15 protein-coding genes are annotated in these 18804 nt (G+C 70.5%); 7 read left to right on the top strand and 8 right to left on the bottom strand.

Going from position 1 to position 18804, the window contains the following annotated elements; genetic code table 11:
• Positions 1–4: 4 nt before the first annotated feature.
• Genes EDD27_RS31585 through EDD27_RS31575 form a run of 3 tightly spaced genes read right to left on the bottom strand, consistent with a single transcriptional unit; the run spans position 5 to position 3196 of the window.
• Positions 5–1726 carry a S1 family peptidase gene (locus tag EDD27_RS31585; RefSeq protein ID WP_241564360.1) on the bottom strand — a complete coding sequence of 574 codons (1722 nt, stop codon included), beginning with the start codon at positions 1724–1726 and terminating at the stop codon, positions 5–7.
• Between the two features lie 59 nt (positions 1727–1785).
• A complete protein-coding gene (locus tag EDD27_RS31580; RefSeq protein WP_127935627.1) occupies positions 1786–2115 on the bottom strand; it encodes a hypothetical protein in 330 nt (109 codons plus the stop codon).
• 4 nt (positions 2116–2119) lie between these two features.
• Entirely contained in the window at positions 2120–3196 is a 1077-nt protein-coding gene (locus EDD27_RS31575; RefSeq protein WP_127935626.1) for a LacI family DNA-binding transcriptional regulator, read from the bottom strand.
• Positions 3197–3475: 279 nt separating this feature from the next.
• Between EDD27_RS31575 and EDD27_RS31570 the strand changes: the two genes are divergently transcribed.
• From EDD27_RS31570 to EDD27_RS31555, 4 genes are all read left to right on the top strand, one after another.
• A complete protein-coding gene (locus EDD27_RS31570; protein ID WP_127935625.1) occupies positions 3476–6205 on the top strand; it encodes an exo-rhamnogalacturonan lyase family protein in 2730 nt (909 codons plus the stop codon).
• A 24-nt stretch (positions 6206–6229) separates the two neighbouring features.
• Positions 6230–8059: a rhamnogalacturonan lyase family protein gene (locus EDD27_RS31565; RefSeq protein WP_164903862.1), complete on the top strand. Its 1830-nt coding sequence runs from the start codon at positions 6230–6232 to the stop codon at positions 8057–8059.
• Between the two features lie 12 nt (positions 8060–8071).
• Positions 8072–9931: a DUF2264 domain-containing protein gene (locus EDD27_RS31560; protein ID WP_241564359.1), complete on the top strand. Its 1860-nt coding sequence runs from the start codon at positions 8072–8074 to the stop codon at positions 9929–9931.
• Between the two features lie 83 nt (positions 9932–10014).
• Positions 10015–11028 (top strand): hydroxyacid dehydrogenase, encoded by a 1014-nt coding sequence (locus tag EDD27_RS31555; RefSeq protein WP_127935624.1) that lies wholly within the window; start codon positions 10015–10017, stop codon positions 11026–11028.
• A 73-nt stretch (positions 11029–11101) separates the two neighbouring features.
• On the opposite strand, the gene EDD27_RS31550 is transcribed toward EDD27_RS31555, so the two are convergent.
• Entirely contained in the window at positions 11102–11428 is a 327-nt protein-coding gene (locus tag EDD27_RS31550) for an ArsR/SmtB family transcription factor (RefSeq protein WP_206641738.1), read from the bottom strand.
• A 101-nt stretch (positions 11429–11529) separates the two neighbouring features.
• On the opposite strand from EDD27_RS31550, the gene EDD27_RS31545 reads away from it, so the two are divergent.
• The gene (locus EDD27_RS31545) at positions 11530–12528 is read left to right on the top strand and encodes a zinc-dependent alcohol dehydrogenase family protein (RefSeq protein ID WP_127935622.1); all 999 of its coding nucleotides are present in this window, start codon (positions 11530–11532) and stop codon (positions 12526–12528) included.
• Between the two features lie 25 nt (positions 12529–12553).
• Here the strand turns inward: EDD27_RS31545 and EDD27_RS31540 are convergent, their stop codons facing one another.
• The 3 genes from EDD27_RS31540 to EDD27_RS31530 are packed head-to-tail and all read right to left on the bottom strand — an operon-like array spanning position 12554 to position 15615.
• Positions 12554–13924 carry a HAMP domain-containing sensor histidine kinase gene (locus EDD27_RS31540; RefSeq protein ID WP_127935621.1) on the bottom strand — a complete coding sequence of 457 codons (1371 nt, stop codon included), beginning with the start codon at positions 13922–13924 and terminating at the stop codon, positions 12554–12556.
• On the bottom strand, positions 13921–14622 hold the full coding sequence (locus tag EDD27_RS31535; RefSeq protein ID WP_127935620.1) for a response regulator transcription factor: 702 nt from the start codon (positions 14620–14622) through the stop codon (positions 13921–13923). Before EDD27_RS31535 ends, EDD27_RS31540 begins: the two co-directional genes overlap by 4 nt.
• Before the next feature lie 30 nt (positions 14623–14652).
• Entirely contained in the window at positions 14653–15615 is a 963-nt protein-coding gene (locus EDD27_RS31530) for a metallophosphoesterase (protein ID WP_127935619.1), read from the bottom strand.
• Positions 15616–15755: 140 nt separating this feature from the next.
• On the opposite strand from EDD27_RS31530, the gene EDD27_RS31525 reads away from it, so the two are divergent.
• Positions 15756–16262, top strand: coding sequence for a SigE family RNA polymerase sigma factor (locus EDD27_RS31525; protein ID WP_127935618.1), 507 nt, complete (start codon positions 15756–15758; stop codon positions 16260–16262).
• Positions 16259–17362, top strand: a complete 1104-nt coding sequence (locus EDD27_RS31520) for a hypothetical protein (protein WP_127935617.1) — start codon at positions 16259–16261, stop codon at positions 17360–17362. Before EDD27_RS31525 ends, EDD27_RS31520 begins: the two co-directional genes overlap by 4 nt.
• A 58-nt stretch (positions 17363–17420) precedes the next feature.
• Here the strand turns inward: EDD27_RS31520 and EDD27_RS31515 are convergent, their stop codons facing one another.
• Positions 17421–18794, bottom strand: a complete 1374-nt coding sequence (locus EDD27_RS31515) for an ABC transporter substrate-binding protein (protein ID WP_206641737.1) — start codon at positions 18792–18794, stop codon at positions 17421–17423.
• Between the last annotated feature and the right edge of the window lie 10 nt (positions 18795–18804).

The raw sequence follows: 18804 nt of genomic DNA, 5'->3' as shown, positions 1-18804 counted from the left end.
AAACTCATATGTTCCTGTCGTCCGGCGGGGGCGTGAACTGGCCGTAGCGGACGTCACGGGTCTGGTCCCCCATCGGGCCGTGCGGAGGTGCCGGGTATCCGTACTGGCCAGGGCCGTACTGGACATTGCCGTTGTGCGGGCCCGGTCCGTGCTGGGCGGCTTCGTAGCCGCCGCCCGGCCGCCCGTAGTGACCCTGCTGCACCGGAGGCGACACCTGGGCCTGGCCCGCCGGAAGTTGCTGCCACGGGGGCGGCGGCACCGCGCCGTACGAGGGCGGGCCGAAGGACGGCTCGGGGCGCCGGCGCCGGCGTCGGCGGAGGACACTGACCAGCACCAGGGCGATCACGATGGCGACCAGCACGCCGACGCCGATCAGCACCCACATCAGGATCGACTTGGGCGTCTCGTCCTTGCCCGCGGAGATCGCCTGCTGCGTGTCGCTGATGTACTTGGCCACGTACGGGTGGTTCGGGAACAACGCCTGAACCTCGCGGAACTTCGGCAGCGCGGCCGAGTAGTGGCGCTGGAAGAAGTCGTTGAGCGCCTCGTTGTACCGGGTCGTCGTGATGGCCTGGGCCGGCTTGATGTTCTTCTCGCCGAGCTTCTCCTTGATGATGCCCACCGGCAGGACGAAGCTCTCGTTCTCGGAGGCCTCGCCGCCCTCGCTGACCGTGCCCGCGATCAGCATGCCGATGACCTTGCCGTCCTTGCTGAACACCGGGCCACCGGAGTTGCCCTTGTAGGAAGGCGCCTGGGTCTGGATGTACGGCACACCGGTCTGCGTGGTGCGCTTGGCGTTGTACGGGCCCTCGGTCAGCGCCGGCTCCAGCTTGGACTCAAGGCTGAAGAACGGCGTGTTGGTGACCAGGCCGGGGAAACCGCTGATGTACAGCGTGTCGCCGGTACGCACGTCGGCGTCGTCACCGAGCGGCACGGTCGGCAGGTTCTGCTGCCCGTTGACCTTGAGCAGCGCGAAGTCCTTGCCGGGGTAGCTTTCGCCCACCGACACCAGCTCGGCCGGGACCGGCTTGGCGGTCTTGTCCACGCCGCCGCCGGGCAGGCTCTGCATCACATTCAGGCTCTGCTGCAAGTTGCTGAGCTTCATGTTGTTCGTGTTGAACGTGATGTAGATCTGCTGCGCGAGCTTGAGGATCTCTTCGTCGGCCGCGAGGTCGCCCAGGCCGCTGATGATCTCCTTGGCGTCCTGCTCGTTGAACTTCTTCAGCGCCTGCTGCGCGAACAGCTGGCTGAGCTCGGTCTCGCCGACCTGGACGCAGTGCGCTCCGGTGACCATGTAGCCGTCGGGGGTGACCCACCAGCCGGTGCACATGCCGCCGACCTCGGCTTCGACCGTACGCTCTGGGGTGGTCGAGGAGACGTAGGCGTCCACGTTGGCCGCGATCTGCTGGAATATCCACTTGGCGATGCTGCGCTCGTCCGAGGAGATCTTGCCGGCCGTCACGGCCGCGACGGCCTGCTGACTGAGCTGGTTGATCTGAGCCTGGTTGATCGTGTTGGACGGCACGGAGACCGTCGCGGTGTAGGTGAAGCTGGTCAGCTGGACCGCCGGCTGCGTGCGCGCCGCGAGCCAGGTGCCGACGGGCACGTCGGGCCGCTCATCGGGCGTGACGTCGGCCGCGACGGGGGAGGCGGGCAATGCCACCGCCATGACAACCGCCGCGGTGGCGGCGATCTTGGTAAACCTTTTCCTGAAGTTTCCGTCCACAGCCGCAAATGGTGGTGGACGGCTCTTGTGGGTGGCTTGGAGCCGACTGGGTGGTGGCGTCAAGCCAAGGGAAGGTCCACCCGCCGCCCCAGCCCGAACTCCCCGGCCTCGTCGTCGGTGACCATGGCGAACACGCCGCCGGGCACTCCGTCGAGGGCGGCCACCCGGGAAGCGGCTCTCAGGAGCACGTCTTCCTCGGCCCCGCCGGTGAAGAAGACATACACGTCCCCGAACTCCTCACCGTCGTCGAAGAACCCCACCGCCTTCTGCTCCTCCATCTCGACGAGGAACTCTTCGATCGCATCGATCCACGGAAACGGGTAATCGGTTTCGGAGACCCTGGGGTCTTCACGCAGCGGGACGTGGATCTCCACGAGAAGCTCGGCCATGCGCTTATCGTGCCTGGTTCCTGAGGGGGCGGACCGAGTCGCGGACGATGATGTGGGTGCCGAGCAGGACGTGCTCGGCCATGCCCGCGTCCTGCTCGCGCGCGAGCGCCAGGCGCACGGCGGTGCGGCCCAGCTCCTCGTGCGGCACGTGCACGGTGGTGAGGTCGATGTCGGCGGCCGGCGGCAGGTCGTCGAAGCCGACCATGGACACGTCGTCGGGCACGCGTAGCCCCTCCTCGCGCAGCGCCTGGCGGGCGCCTGCCGCGATGAGGTCGTTGCCGGCGAAGATGGCCGTGAAGTCGCGGGGCCCGCTCGCGAGCCGTTCGCGGACCATGCGGTAGCCCTCGCGCCGCTCCATCGTGCCCTCGACCTCCAGGCCGGGATCGTGGGGCACGCGGTGGTCGGCCAGGGCCTTGCGGTAGCCGGAGATGCGGCTGTCCGGGGTGGTGTAGCCGTCGCGCCGGCCGAGGAACAGGATGCGCCGGTGGCCTGCCGACAGCAGGTGGCTGGTGATGGAGTACGCGCCGCCGGTGTTGTCGTACTCGACGACGAGAGCGGGCACGTCGGGTCCCAGCGCCGGGCGCCCGCACAGCACGAGCCGCGAGCCGGCGAGCGCGAGCGCGCGGGCGTATTCGCCCATGCGCTCGCGGTAGGCCTCGTCGTTGACCACGTTGCCGACGAGGATCACGCATTCGGCGTGCTCCTGGCGCATGAGTTGCACGGTGGCGAGCTCGCGCTCGGGGTCGCCGCCGGTGGTGCCGACGATGCACAGCTTGCCTTCGAGCGCGGCCTGGGCCTGCACGCCCTGCGCGACGTGGGCGTAGTGCGGGGAGACGACGGAGTTGACGATGATGGCGACGCTGCGGCTGCTCGCGCCGGCCAGTCCGCGGGCGTTGGCGTTGGCGACGTAGTCGAGCTCGCGGACGGCGCGCATGACCTTGCTGCGGGTGGCGGGTGCGCTGGGGTAGGTGCCGGACAGGATCCGGGAGACCGTGGCTACGGACACGCCCGCGTGCGCGGCCACGTCGCGGATCGTCGTCGGCCGCCGCCCCTCGTCGCCGGACGCAGCACGCCGGACCATCCCACCTCCACCTGGCGCTGCAACACGCTGGTAAACCGCTTTCATGCGATGCTTCCGCGTCGCCGCCGGAGTGTCAAATCGCCGCTCGCGTACGCGCAGCGCAGCGGCTGGTGGGCGGCCGGTGCATCGGGTCTGGCGCAGGTCGTCACTGCAAACGCATCCCCGGGTTGCGAAGGGGCTCTTGACAGCCATTACGGCCCATGCTGCGATCTGCGCTTAGTAAACGGTTTAACAACTGGCCGTTTCATCGCTGTTACGCCTAACCCAGTGGAGCCCCCCATGGCGATGATGTCCCGACGAAACCTTCTCCTGAGCGCGGCGGCGGTCGGCGCCGCCGGGCAGGTCGGCTGGACCGCGGTACCGGCGCGTGCCGAGGCCCCGCAAGCGGTCACGGCGAGCGGGGCGCTTGATGACGGCGTCCAGCTCCGGTGGCTGGAAGGCGGCGCGCCCCGGCAGCTCGCCGCCGGGTCCACGTGGGGCGTCCCGTGGCCGAAGGGCACCGTGCCCAAGGACCAGGCCTTCGCGTTGCGTACCGCCGCGGGGCAGCAGGTGCCCGTGCAGACGTGGGCCACCGCGTACTGGCCGGACGGCTCGCTCAAGTGGACCGCGCACGCCATCGGCGCCGAGGTCGCCCCGGCCGAGCAGTACGTGCTCACCGCCGGACAACCGGCCGCGCCCGCGGCGGCCGTGACGGTCAAGGACGGCGACGACCAGGTCGAGGTGAGCACCGGCGTCATCCGGTGCCTGATCCCGAAGAAGGGCGACCGGCTGGTGAGCGCCATCCTGCGGGGCGACCGCGAGATCGCCCGCGACGGCGAGCTCGTCTGCCTGCGACAGACCGACCCCGGGGACGACGAGGGCGGGTCGGTGAAGCAGGAGAGGTTCACCGGCCGGACGGAGAAGGTGACGGTCGAGCAGTCCGGCCCGGTCCGCGCGGTGGTCAGGATCGAGGGCGCGCACCGGCGCGGCAACCGGTCCTGGCTGCCGTTCACCGTGCGCCTGTACTTCTACGCCGGCAGCGACGGCATCCGCGCGATGCACAGCTTCGTCTACGACGGCAACGAGCAGGAGGACTTCATCAGCGGCCTCGGCATCCGGTTCCGGGTGCCGATGCGCGACGAGCTGTACAACAGGCACGTGCGCTTCGCCGGAACGGGCGACGGCGTCCTGGCGGAGGCGGTGCGCGGCATCACCGGCCTGCGCCGCGACCCGGGCGCCGCGGTCCGCCAGGCGCAGGTCGCGGGGAAGGCGACTCCGCCGGTGACGACCTGGGACACCCGGGTCAGCTCGCGGCTGCACCTCATCCCGGCCTTCGGCGACTACTCGCTGCGCCAGCTCACCGCCGACGGCTTCCAGATCCGCAAGCGCACCAAGAAAGGCCACGGCTGGATTTCGGTCGACGCCGGCGGCCGGGCCGGCGGCCTCGGGTACGTCGGCGGTCCCACCGGCGGCTTCGCCTTCGGCATGCGCAACTTCTGGCAGCTGCACCCCACCCAGCTCGACATCCGCGACGCGGCGGGCGAGCACGCCGAGGTCACCGTGTGGTTGTGGTCGCCCGACGCCGGGCCCATGGACCTGCGCTTCTACCACGACGGGATGGGCCAGGACACCTACGCCGAGCAGCTCCAAGGCTTGGAGATCACTTACGAGGACTACGAGCCGGGCTTCGGCACCCCGTACGGCATCGCGCGGACGACGGAGCTGATGTTCTGGGCGCTGGAGGCCACCCCGGCCGCCGAGAAGGTGGCGGAGCTGGCCCAGGCCGTCCAGACGCCGCCGCTCGTCGTCGCGCCGCCCGCGCACATGCACGCGGCCAAGGTGTTCGGCGACTGGTCGCCGGTCGACCGCTCGACCCCTGCCAAGGCCCGCATCGAGGACCGCCTGGACTTCCTGTTCGACTTCCACAGCAAGCAGGTCGAGCAGCGCTCCTGGTACGGCTTCTGGGACTACGGCGACATCATGCACAGCTACGACCCCGACCGGCACGTCTGGCGTTACGACGTCGGCGGCTACGCCTGGGCCAATTCCGAGCTGTCGCCCGACCTGTGGCTCTGGTACCACTACCTGCGCACCGGCAAGGCCGAGGCGTTCCGCTTCGCCGAGGCGATGACCCGGCACACCGGCGAGGTCGACGTCTACCACCTCGGCAAATGGCGGGACCTGGGGACCCGGCACGGCGTGCAGCACTGGGCCGACAGCGCCAAGCAGCTGCGCATCAGCACCGCCGGATACCGGCGATTCCTGTACTTCCTCACCGCCGACGAGCGTATCGGCGACCTGATGCACGACCTCGTGGACTCCGACAAGACGTTCCTGGTCCTGGACCCCATCCGCAAGATCCGCACGGGCCCGTACGAGCCGGACCCGCACGCCCTCTCCGTCGGCACCGGCACCGACTGGAGCGGCCTCGCCCTGGCCTGGCTGACCGAGTGGGAGCGCGGCGGCGACCCGATCGCCAAGGAGAAGCTCATGAACAGCATGCGCTCCATCGCCGCGATGCCCAACGGCTTCGCGCGCGGCGGCGGCCTGTACGACCTCGACGACGGCACCTTCAAGCCCACCGAGCCGGCCGTCAGCGTCGGCTCACTCGGCGCGGTGTTCGGGCTGGTCGAGGTCTGCAGCGAGGTCATCCACCTGACCGGGGACGAGGCGTTCACCAAGGCGTGGCTGCAGTACTGCCGCCTCTACAACGGCACCGCCGCCCAGCAGCAGGCCGAGACCGGGCAGTCGTGGGGCAACCTGAACCTGCGCCAGGCCCACTCCCGGCTCACCGCCTACGCCGCCGCCAAGCTCGGCGACGCGACCCTGGCCGCGCGGGCGTGGAAGGAGTTCGACACCGGCCACGCCGGATACCCCAAGACTCTGGAGTTCAAGGCGGTGCGCGTGGAGGGCTCGAAGGTGCTCAAGCCGGTCGACGAGACCGCCTTCGCCTCGACCAACGCCTCCTCGCAGTACGGCCTGGCCGCCATCCAGTGCCTCGCCCTCGTGGGCGATCACCTTCCCGCGTAATCCGGCACATCCAAGGAGGAGAACATGCACGCCTTACGCAAAGCGGCTGTCATCGCCTCGGCGGTCCTGGCCGTCAGCACGGCACTGGTGGCCGGCTCCACGTCCACCGCGTCGGCTCTCGCCGGCCCGCGGGTGATGGAGAATCTCGGCCGCGGGGTCGTGGCCGTGCGCTCCGGCAGCACCAGTGTCCTGGTGACCTGGCGGCTGCTGGGGCTCGACCCGGACGGCATCGGCTTCAACGTCTACCGGTCCACCGCCGGCGGCTCGTACGTCAAGCTCAACCCCAGTGTGCTGACCGGCGGGACCAACTACGTGGACTCCACGGCCGACCTGACCCGCGCCAACAGCTACTACGTGCGGCCCGTGGTCGGCGGCGTGGAGCAGGCGCCGAGCAGGGCGTTCACGCTGACCGCCAATCACGCCACCGAGCCGGTGGTGCGCCTGCCGCTGCGGGCCGGCGGGCCGGTGAAGTTCGTCTGGGTCGGCGACCTCGACGGCGACGGCGAGTACGACTACGTGCTGGACCGGCAGACGTCCCCGCAGAAGATCGAGGCCTACCGGAGCAACGGGCAGTTCCTCTGGCAGGTCGACATGGGACCGAACAGCACCAACCAGGACAACATCGAGGGCGGCTCGTCCACCATCGACGTGGGCCACAATGACGGCGTCACCGTCCACGACCTCAACAGCGACGGCCGCGCCGAGGTCGCGGTCCGCATCGCCAACGGCGTCACCTTCGGCAACGGGACCCGGTTCACCAACAGCGACAACAACCGGCAGTTCATCGCCATCCTCGACGGCGCGACGGGCGCGCCCCGGGCCACGGCCCCGGTGCCGACCGACTATCTGGCCGACGGCCCGATGTACGCGCGCTTCGGCGTCGGCTATCTCGACGGCACCACGCCGAGCCTCGTCGCGTACATGAAGAACCGCATCGGCAGCGGCGACTTCAACCTCATGATGACCGCCTGGAGGTTCACCGGGACCGCGCTGACCCAGCAGTGGAAGTGGCTGCGCGGCAACCAGGACATGCCCGACGGGCACAACACCCGCATCATCGACGTCAACGGCGACGGGACGGACGAGGTCGCCGAGATCGGGTTCGTGCTCAACGGCAACGGCACCCTGCGCTACTCGCTGGCGCCCCAGGGCATCATCCACGGCGACCGCTTCCACATCGCGAAGATGGACCCGAACCGTCCCGGCCTGCAGGGCTACGGCGTGCAGCAGGTCAACCCCAGCGGCCTGCGCGAGTACTACTACGACGCCGCCAACGGTTCAATGATCTGGAAGCACGTCGAATCCGGCACCGCCGACGTGGGACGCGGCATGGCCGGCGACATCGACCCAGGCTTCCCCGGCATGGAGGTCTGGTCCTTCTCCGGCCTCTACAACGCCCCGAGCAACCGGCTCACCGAATCCGACACGTCCCTGCGGCCGTGGCCGCACCTGGGCCTGTGGTGGGACGGCGACGTCACCATGGAGCTGCTCAACGACGGCAAGATCGAGAAGTGGAACCCGAACAACCCGACCACGACCGGCAGCGTGCCCCGGCTGGTCAGCACCTGGAACTACGGCGCGGTCAACGCGAGCGGCCCGAACCCCGCCTTCGTCGGCGACATTCTCGGCGACTGGCGCGAGGAGGTCGTGTACACCAACGCGGCCTACAACGAGCTGATCATCTTCACCACGAACGTGCCGTCGAGCACCAGGCTGTACACCCTGGCCCACAACCCCGCCTACCGCAACGCCATGACCCTCAAGGGGTACATGCAGTCCCACCACGTCGACTACTTCCTCGGGGCCGGCATGGCGAAGCCGCCTCGGCCGAACATCACCTACGCAGGAAGCTAAGCTCCTTTGTCTATGTCAATGCGCCTCCCAACGCCCGATGACCGACTGTCCCGCTACACCGGCTGGACCCGCGCGCATTGGGAGGCCATGGCCGATCACCTGCTCGCGTCCGTGGCGCCGTACGCCACGGACGACTTCGCCCAGTTCCGCCTGCCCGGCAGGACGAGCAGGTCGGGGCAGGTGAGCGACGGACTCGAGGGCTTCGCCCGCACGTTCCTGCTCGCCGCCTTCAGGATCGCCGGCGCGGGCGGGGACGTGCCGCCCGCGCTGCTGGAGCGGTACGCGAGCGGCCTCGCCGCCGGGACCGACCCGGCGCACCCGTACGCGTGGCCGGCGCTGACCGACATGTCCCAGCAGCTCGTCGAGGCGGCCTCGGTGGCGTTGGCGTTGCACGAGACCCGGCCATGGATCTTCGACCGGCTCTCGCCCGCTCAACAGGAGCGGGTGGTGGCCTGGCTGGCCGGGTTCGTGGGGCGGCGCACTCCGGACAACAACTGGGTGCTGTTCCGGGTGGTCGTCGAGCAGTTCCTGGCCGAGGTGGGCGGGCCCCACGAGCCCGGCGAGATCACCGGCGGGCTGGAGCGGATCGAGGAGTGGTACGCCGGCGACGGCTGGTACTCCGACGGCAAGGGCAAGAACTTCGACTACTACTGCGGCTGGGCGATGCACCTGTATCCGTCGTTGTGGGCGCGGATGGCCGGCGACACCGCCAGGCAGGAGCTCTACGCGGCGCGGCTGCACCGCTTCCTCGGCCACTACCAGCACTTCTTCGCCGCCGACGGCGGCCCGGTGCACCAGGGGCGTTCGCTGACCTACCGGTTCGCGACGGTGGCGCCTTTGTGGCTGGGCGCGCTGACCGGCGCCTCGCCGCTTCCGCCCGGCCGGACCCGGCGCATCGCCAGCGGCGTGCTGCGCCACTTCGCCGAGCACGGCGCGCCCGACGAGCACGGGCTGCTCAGCCTCGGCTGGTACGACCCGTTCCTGCCGGTCACGCAGGACTACTCGGGTCCGGCGTCGCCGTACTGGGCGAGCAAGGCGTTCCTCGGCCTGCTGCTGCCGCCCGGGCACCCGGCCTGGACGGACCCCGAGGAGGCCGCCCCGATCGACCTCGCCGACCAGGCGGTGGCGATGCCCGCGCCAGGCTGGCTGCTGCACGCCACCCGCGCGGACGGCATCGTGCGGCTGGTCAACCACGGCAGCGACCGGGATCGTGTCCAGGACCCGAACGGGCCGCCCGACCCGCACTACCTCAAGTTCGCCTACACCAGTCACGCGGGCCCTGAGGTGGGGGAGAAGGCGGCGGGCGTGGACAACCACCTGGCCGTCGTCGCGCCCGACGGGACCGCCTCGCTCAGGCGGCACATCGAACCCCTGGCCGTGTCGGACCGGTTCGCCGCCTCCGCCTACCAGGACGGCGCGGTCCGGGTGGTCACGGCCTCGGTCGTGGACGGCGCGGCGGAGATCAGGATTCACCAGGTCACCGCGCCCGCCGGGCATCAGGTGCGGGACGGCGGCCACGCACTGGCCGCGGCGGTCCCGCTCGACCTGTGCGAAGGCGACGGTGTGGCGCTGGCCCGGCGTCCGGACGGGCTGAGCAGCGCCGTGCGCGGCCTGCACGGTTACACCGGCGCGGGCCTGGTGACGGCGGAGGGCGCCAACGCCTTCGGCGCACACTCGGCCACCCCGTACGTCATCGCCGAGGCCCATCCCGGCGGCACCGCGATCTACGTCAGCCTCGTGCTGCTCGCGGTCACGACGCAGGAGCCGCCCGCGCCGGACGTACGCGTGCGGGACGACCTGGTCGTCCTCACCCTGCCGGGCGGGCGGACGGTGACGGTACGCCTGGGCGACGTCCCCACCTGCGAACGCTGACCGGGCCGCCAACGCTCCCGGACCCCTGCCCGTAGAGTGGTCGTGCGTCTGTAACCGTTTACATAGTTCGAGGAGCTGACTTCGTGCCACGGCGACCCGTCGCTGTCTTCGCCATCGCCCCCTGGGCGTTCGGCGGCGTCTTCCCCGCCGACCTTGTCACCCGTCTGCAGGAACTGGTCGACATCGATCCGGCGACGACGTTCACCTCGTTCGAAGGAGCGGCTGCCGCCGCGGCCTTGGCGGAGGCGGACATCCTGGTCACCGGGTGGGGAGCCCCCCGCATCGACGCCGGCGTGCTGGCGGCCGCGCCCCGGCTGCGCGCGATCGTGCACGCCGCCGGCACCGTCAAGGCAGGCGTCGATCCCCTCGTGTTCGAGCGGGGTGTCGTCGTGTCCTCCGCCGCCGAGGCGAACGCCGTCCCGGTGGCCGACTACACCATGGCCATGCTCGTCCTCGGCGCGAAGCAGGTGTTCAGCCGCGCCAGGGGCTATGCGGCCGCCGTCGAGGGCGCGCCCAGGGAATGGCTGCGAGGGGAGGGCACCGGGCTGCATGACTGCACGGTCGGGGTGATCGGCGCCTCCCGGATCGGCCGCCTCGTCCTGCGGCGGCTCCAGTCCTTCGAGGTCGAGGTCCTGCTGTACGACCCGTACGTGACCGCCGCCGAAGCGGCCCGCCTCGGCGCCGAGCAGGTGAGCATGGACGACCTCTGCCGCCGCAGCGACCTCGTCACCGTCCACGCCCCCGCCCTGCCCGAGACCCGCCACATGCTCGACGGGCGACGGCTGGACCTGCTGCCCGACGGCGCTGTCGTCATCAACACCGCCCGCGGATCGCTCATCGACACCGAGGCGCTGACCCGCTCGTGCGCCGGCGGCCGGATCTCTGCCATCCTCGACGTGACCGACCCCGAACCGCTGCCGCCCGGACACCCGCTCTTCTCCCTGCCGAACGTCCTGGTCACGCCGCACCTGGCCGGAGCGCAGGGCCGCGAGCTGCGGCGCCTCGGCGAGTTCGCCGTCGCGGAGGTGGGCCGGTTCCTCAGCGGCAAGCCGCTGCTCGGGCAGGTGGAGCCGGAGCAGCTCTCCTACATCGCCTGACAGCGTCAGGGGAAGGCGACGGTCACGTCGAGCCCGCCGTCCCGGCGGGGCCGGGCGCGCCGGTGGCGCGCCGTCACTCCCGTCCTGACAGAGCGCGGAGCAGCCCGGGGAAGGCTTCGTCGATCTCGTCGCGGCGCAGCGCGTTCATGCGGGAGGTGCCCACGTAGTACTGGCGGATGAGTCCGGCCTCCCGCAGCACGTTGAAGTGGTGGGTGGCGGTGGACTTGCTGACCGGCAGGTCGAACGTGCCGCAGCGCATGTCCTGGCCGGCGGTGTAGAGCTCGCGGACGATCCGGCGGCGCACCGGGTCGACCAGGGCCTCGAGCACCTGCTGGAGAGTGATCGTCCGGATGTCCGGGTGAGGCGGGATGCGGTCCCGCACGGCCTGCCGCGTTGTCACCGCTCCATCGTACGACACTCATCAAAGTACGACGGATATCGAAGTTTGACAGGTATCGTACTTTCCGTTTGAGTGAGGAGCCGATCGAAAGGGGTGACGTGATGGTCAAGACGGTGCGGTTCCGCGAGCTCGGCGGACCGGACGTGCTGCGGTTGGAGGACGTGGAGGTCGGCGAGCCCGGCCCTCATGAGCTGCTGATCCGGGTGGACGCGATCGGGCTCAACCGGGCCGAGGTGTTGTTCCGCAGCGGCCACTACATCGAGCCGGTCAGGGAGTTCCCGGCCCGGCTCGGCACCGAGGCGGCGGGAGTGGTGGAGGCCGTCGGCGCGGACGTGGCGGGATTCGAGGCCGGGCAGGCGGTCAGCGTGGTGCCCGCGTTCTCGATGAACGACTACGGCGTCTATGCCGAGCGTGCGATCGTCCCCGCGGCCGCGGTGCTACGCCGCCCCGACGGGCTCGGCGCGGTCGAGGGTGCGGCTGTGTGGATGCCCTACGTGACGGCGTATGGGGCGCTGGTAGAGGTCGGCGGGATGCGTGCCGGGGACACGGTCGTGCTGACCGCCGCCTCCAGCAGCGTGGGCCTGGCCGCGCTCCAGGTCGCCAACCGCGTGGGTGCGGTGCCCATCGCCACCACCCGCACCCGGGCCAAGGCCGAGCGGCTGCGCAAGGCGGGGGCGGCCGAGGTGATCGTCACCGGCGAGGAGGACGTCGTCGCGCGCGTGCTCGACCTGACGGCGGGACGAGGCGCCGAGTTCGTCTTCGACGCCATCGCCGGCCCCGGCGTGGTGGACCTGGCCAAAGTGGTCGCCCCCGGCGGCACACTGCTCGAATACGGTGCGCTGAGCGGTGAGGTGACCCCCTATCCGGGGTTCGAGCTCGGCATGCCCGCCCTGAACATGCGCACCTATACCGTCCACGAGACGACCAGGGATCCGGAGCGGCTGCGCCGGGCCGCGGCGTTCGTCTCCTCGGGCTTGCGGAGCGGAGCCTTCGAGCCCGCCGTGGACCGGGTCTTCGGCTTGGACGAGATCGTCGCAGCACACCGTTACCTGGAGGCCGGCGACCAGGTGGGCAAGATCGTCGTCACCGTGGATCACTGATGGGCTGGGCTCGCCGCTCTCACGATCACTCCGGCGGCGACAGGCGGGACCCGCCCACGGTGAACCCGACCGTGGCCCCGCCGCCCGGCCGGGCTCTGGCGAAGACGGCGCCGCCGTGCGCCTCGGCGACGTCACGCACGATCGCCAGGCCGAGCCCGGACCCGGGCAGGCCGCGGGCGGTGTCGGCCCGGTAGAACCGGTCGAACACCCGTGCCTCGTCATCAGGCTTCATTCCGGGACCGCGGTCGGACACGGTGATCGTGCCTTGGCGGATGCGCACCTCGATGGGCTCGGTGCCGTCGTCGTCGAACTTGGCGGCGTTCTCCAGCAGGTTGCTGATCGCGCGTTCGAGTCGCTGGCGGCGACCGCGGACCACGGAGTCGTCGGCGTCGATCCGCACCGGCCGGCCGGTGCGCCGGCGCAGGCGCTCCGCGGCGCGGTGGGCGACGGCGGCCAGCTCCACGGGTGCTTCGTCCTCGTCGTTGTACCGGGCGAGGGCGAGCTCGACGAGCTCGTCGGCCAGGTGGCTGAGCTCGCGAGCCTCCCCCTCGACGTCGTCGAGGAGCCGGTCACGGGCGTCGGGGGAGAGGTCGGTGTAGCGGCGCAGCACACTGGTGTTGGTACGCAGGCTGGTCAGCGGGGTCCGCAACTCGTGGGCGGCGTCCTCCACCAGCCTCTCCTGGTCCTCGCGGGCGGCGGCGAGGCGGCCGAGCATCGTGTTGAACGCGGCCGACAGCCGGCCGACCTCGTCGGAGCCGTCCACCCGCACCTCACGGTCGGCGAGGTCGTGGACGCTGACGTCTTCGGCCACCCTGGCCAGCCGGACCAGGCGCCGGGTGATGCGCCCGGCGACCAGCCAGCCCATGGCCGCGGCGGCGAGCATGACGGCGAGACAGAGCACCGCGACCTCGTTGCGCAAACCGCCCAGCAGGCGGTTCGCCGGGTCGATGTGGATCGCCACCTGCAGGGCTCCGCGGCCCTGGCCGAGTGCGGTGGTCAGCTGGCGGTAGCAGTGCCCGCCGACGACCACCTCGGCGGTGTGCGTTCGCCCGGGGGCGGCGGAGGCGGCAAGGGCGCGGGCGACGTCGGAGACCGGCAGCGGGACGGCCACTCCGCCCAGGTGCCGGACCGTGCCGTCACGGGCCACGGCCTGCGCGGTCATCTCATACCTCTCGCCGTCGTCCCGGTGAGGGCCGGGTCGCGGGGCGAGGGCGAGGACGGACCCGGGCACCTGATCCTGACCGTTGGCCAGGGCCACCGTGGTGTCCCGCAACGAGCGGTCGATCTCCGCGGTGATGCGCTCGGAGGCGAAGCTGTAGCTCAGCACGCCGACCGTCGCCGACACCACGGCGGCGACGACGGCGAACGCGAGCGCGAAGCGCGAGCGCAGGCTCATGGCCGCCGGACCACGTAGCCCACGCCACGCACGGTGTGGATCACGTCATGCCCGCCGGCTTCGGCCAGTTTGCGCCGCAGGTAGCCGATGTAGACGGCCAGGTTCTTGGAGTCCGGGCCGAAGTCGTAGCCCCAGATCCGCTGGTAGATCGTCGAGTGGTCCAGCACGATCCCCGCGTTGTGCACCATGAGCTCCAGCAGGTCGAACTCGGTCTTCGTCAGCTGCAGCACCGCGTCGGCCCACCAGGCGCGCCGTGCGGTGGGGTCGACGCGGAGCGATGCGATCTCGAGTACGTCGTCGGCGTGGCCCGGCACGTCGGACGCCTGAGCCAGCGTGGCGCGACGCAGCAGCGCCCGCAGGCGGGCGAGCAGCTCGTCGAGCTCGAAGGGTTTGGGCAGATAGTCGTCGGCGCCGGCGTCCAGACCGGCGACCCGATCAGGGGTCTCGACGCGGGCGGTGAGCATCAACACGGGGGTGCGGTCGCCTTCGGCGCGCAGCACGCGGCACACGGCCAGGCCGTCGACATGCGGCATCATCACGTCGACCACCAGGGCGTGGAAACTGTCCCGGCGGGCCCGGGTCAGCGCCTCCACCCCGTCGGCCGCGGCGACGACGTCGTACCCTTCCAGCTCCAGCGCCCGCGTAAGGGACTCGCGGATGGCACGATCGTCGTCGGCGATGAGGACACGATTCGGCACCTTTAAATGGTGCCTTATGTCCGGTCTACTTCACCCCTCCTGATCTCCGGCCGGTACGGTCTGCGGCTCCCACGAGAAGACGGCGGACGATTTCGGGTCCGCGGTGACGCGCAGCCAGTTGGCGGCGGTGTCGCCGTACGTCTCCAGGCGGGTCAGGTTGGGCACCCCGGCGTAGCCGGGCTCCACCTCGTAGACGTGCTCGTCGCCGTGCGCGAGGACGACCGGCTTGCCGTACGCCCGGGTCTGCTCCACGATGCGCGCCCTGATCTCGGCGAATCCGGGGGTGTCCAGGGGCTCGGCCTGCATCATCAGCAGCACGCCGGGCGCCTGCGTACGGCGTGCGACGGCGAAGGCGTTGTCGATCCAGTCCAGCGCGGCGGCCTTGCGCGCCTCGAACTCGGCCAGCCGCTCCGCGGGCCGGTCGCCGCCGGGCAGCTGACTCCAGGGGGCCAGGTCGTTCTCGCTGCCGACCACGTGCACGGTGGCGAAGACCACGCCGGATCGGGTGAAGAGCACGTTCTCCCGGTAGTCGCGGTGCCGGGCATCGCGGGCCTGGGTGCGCACGCCCATCGGGTGGCCGCCGATGGTGCGTCCCGCGACGGGATAGAAGATGCGGCGGACCGCCTCCAGCCGTTCGGTGGGGAGGTAGCCGCCGGCGGCGGTGCGATGGCAGTCGGTCCACTCGTTGTCGCCGGGCGTCAGCACGAACGGGTCGTCGAACGTGCCGAACAGCCCGGCCAGGGTCTCGAAGCGGGCGTCGTCGCAGGTGGAGGAGCCGTTCTTGACGTCACCGGCATGCAGGACGAAACGTACGTCCGGGTCGGCGTCGATGGAGTCGACCAGCTTGGGGAACGCGGCCTGCTGGGCGTCGCCGTAGGGGGTGTCGCCGATCAGGGCGAACGTGACGGAGGGCCCGGAGGCGGCGTGCGCCGGGACGGACGGCACGAGCATCGACGCGGTGATCAGGGCGGACAGGAGCAGAGATTTGCGCATGCGCGCATCTCTAACAGCCACGGGACACCGGCCGATGAAGCCGAATCGACGGGCCGGACAACCCGGGGTGTGAAACCGGAGACGCACGTGCAACCTTTCACCGGGTGGGTCGCGTTGGCATAGGGCGAGAGGAGAGCACATTGGATCATCATGACGGCTTCCGTGAGTTCGTGCTGGCTCGCCAGCAATCGCTGATGCGGACCGCGTACCTGCTCATGGGAGACGCCCATCTTGCCGAGGACCTGCTGCAGAGCGTGCTGTCCAAGGTCGTCGGACAGTGGTCCAAGCTGTCCAGGAGCGGCAACCCCGAGGCGTACACGCGCAAGGCGCTGGTCAACCAGTACATCTCCTGGAGGCGGCGGCACCGTCCCGAGTTACCCAGCGCGCACCCGCCCGAGCGGAGCACCTCCTATGACGAGGCCACGCTGGATCGGATCGTGCTGCGGCAGGCGCTGGCCAAGCTGGGCCGCAAACAGCGAGCCGTGATCGTGCTGCGCTTCTGGGAGGACCTCACCGAGGCGCAGACGGCCGACGTGCTCGGCTGCTCGATCGGCACCGTCAAGAGCCAGACCCATCGTGCCCTGGCCCGCCTGCGCGAGATCGCGCCCGAGCTGATGGATCTGCACGTCGAGGAGGTGGCCCGATGACGAGGCTGCGCAACGCGCTGGAGGGTCTCGCGGCGGAGGCCCCGCTGGTGAGCCTGGCCGATGCGGCCATCGAGGGGCACCGGCGCAGGCGGCGCGCCACGCTGATGCTGGGCACCGTCGCGACGGTCGTGGCGCTGGTGGTGGTGACGACGGCGGGGGCCGTCATTGCCTGGCCGCGTACCGACCAGACGGCCACGCAGAGGCGGACGGACACGGTGCCCGACTTGCCCGCCGGCAAGGTGGGGCCGATCAGCCACGCGTTCCAGACGCCGTGCGAGATCGACGAGGCGGCGCGTACCGCCGACTGCAGTGCCGTGGAGTGGCGGGTGGTCACCCGGAGCGGCAAGACGTACCGGGTGCCGGACGCGCTCGTCGCCACCCGCACGGACCAGCAGGCGCCTCTCGCGATCAGCCGGGACGGGCGCATGCTCGCCTACTACGAGCGCCGCGCCCAGACGTTCGTCGTTCACAAGCTGGAGAGCGGCAACAGGACGGTCTCTCCCGTCACGGTGAAAGAAGACCGGATCGGCGTCGGCGCCATGCTCGCGGTCTCCGACGACGGCCGGTACGTGGCCTTCGACCCGCGTGAGGGAAGCAAGGAACCCGGCCTGCTGATCGACCTGGCCAATACCGAGACGGTGTCGATACCCGGCAAGTACGAGGTGATCAGCATCAAGAATCGCATGGTCGAGCTGATCCGGTACCGCAAGACGGACCTGTGGCTGATGCCGGTCAAGGGCGGAGGCAAGCCGGTGCGCTTCGACGGCGTGTTCATCAACTTCAGCGAGCTGTCCCCGGACGGCCGCACGGTGGCCGCCGTCGAGTTCTCAGACGCCAACAAGCGGGGCTTCGGCAGGCTCACGCTGCTCGACGCCAAGACGGGGCGGACCCTGCGCAAGGTGACCCTGCGCGGCCTGCCGAAGAAGGGCTCCGTCGACGGCACGAGCATCTGGCCGAGCCGCTCCGAGGTCCTGGTCACCGTCAACGACAAGGGGCACATGTACTCCTACGCGGTCGACGTCACCACCGGGCGCGCGAAGCGCTGGGCCGACTACTCCGACCTGCACCACGCGGCCCTCGTCCTGCCCGGAGTGAGCTGAAACAGCGGCCCGGCGGGGGAGCACCTCCCCCCGCCGGGCCGCCGCTCGTCCGGGCCGGTCAGCCGCTCGAGAGCGTGAAGCCCTGCTCGGTGCCGAACGCGCTGATCCGGTCCTGCCACGTCTTCAGCGCCCCGGCCAGGTCGCCGCCGCCGTCGATGGCCTGGCCCACGGTGTCCTTGAAGATGCTGTTGGCGTACACCTGGAACGGCAGGTACTGCCAGTCGGCCTTCACCGCGGCCGAGGCGTCGCCGAGCACCTGGTTGATCTTCTGCCCGCCGAAGAACTCCTGCGGCGCGTCACGGAACGCCTGGTCGTCGAGGAGCGTCTTGGTGGCGGGGAACAGCCCGGCCTCCTCGTTCAGCGACTTGACCGCCTCCGGGTCGGAGTTGAGCCACTGCGCGAAGGCCACGGCGGCCGGGATGTTCTTGCTCTGCGGGATGACCGCCACCGACGAGCCGCCGTTCTCGGCGTTCATCGGCTTGGCCGCGTCGTACTGCGGCATCGGGGCGACCGCCCACTTGCCCTTCGTCTGCGGGATGGAGTTGATGATGCCGTTCGGGGCCCACGCACCGGTCATCCAGACCGCGTACTTGCCGGAGCCCATGCCCTTCCACCACTCGTCGGTCCAGCCGGGCTGCGGGTCGACCAGCTTCTCGCCGAGCAGGGTGCCCCAGGTGCTGACGAACTGCTTCACGCCGGGGTCGGTGGCGAGGGTGACGCTGACCTGGTTCTCGCCCGAGGTCCTGAACGGCGCGCCGCCTGCCTGCCAGATCAGGCTGTCCACGCCGCCGGCGTCGCCGGGGTCGATGGAGGTGATGAAGTTGTCCGCGTTGTCGGCCTTGATCTTCTTGGCCGCCTCGATGAACTCCGCCCACGTCTTCGGCGGCTCGATCTTCAGCTTCTCGAAGATGTCCTTGCGGTAGAACATCGCCATGGGGCCGGTGTCCTGCGGGATGCCGTACACGCCGCCGTTGATCGCCACCTGGCCCCACGCCGCGGGGGCGAACTTGTCCTTGAGCGCGTCGGAGCCGTGCTCGGCGAGGTTGACGACCTGCTTGGAGAGCGCGAACTGGGGCAGCGCGAAGTACTCGATCTGCGCCACGTCGGGCGCGCCGGAGCCGGCCTTGATCGCGGTCTGCAACTTGGTGTACTGGTCGGCGGACTGCCCGGCGTTCACCACATTGACCTTGATGTTCGGATATTTCGCCTGGAAGCGGGCGACGGTCTTCTCGATCCCCGTGACCCAGGTCCAGAACGTCAGCTCGGCCGGCTTGCTCAGCGCGTCCTGGACGGCGGCCGACGCGCTCGGGGCGGCGGCCGGGGCGGTGGTGGCGCCCCCGCCGCTGCCGCCGCCGCACGCGGCCAGTGCCAGTGACAGGGCGGTGGCGACCCCGGCGGTCATCACACCGCGCCGCGATGGAAGAGTTCTCATGGGCGTTTCC

This window comes from Nonomuraea polychroma, from assembly GCF_004011505.1.
GTDB lineage: Bacteria > Actinomycetota > Actinomycetes > Streptosporangiales > Streptosporangiaceae > Nonomuraea > Nonomuraea polychroma.
This window is presented reverse-complemented; position numbering and strand designations above follow the sequence as displayed.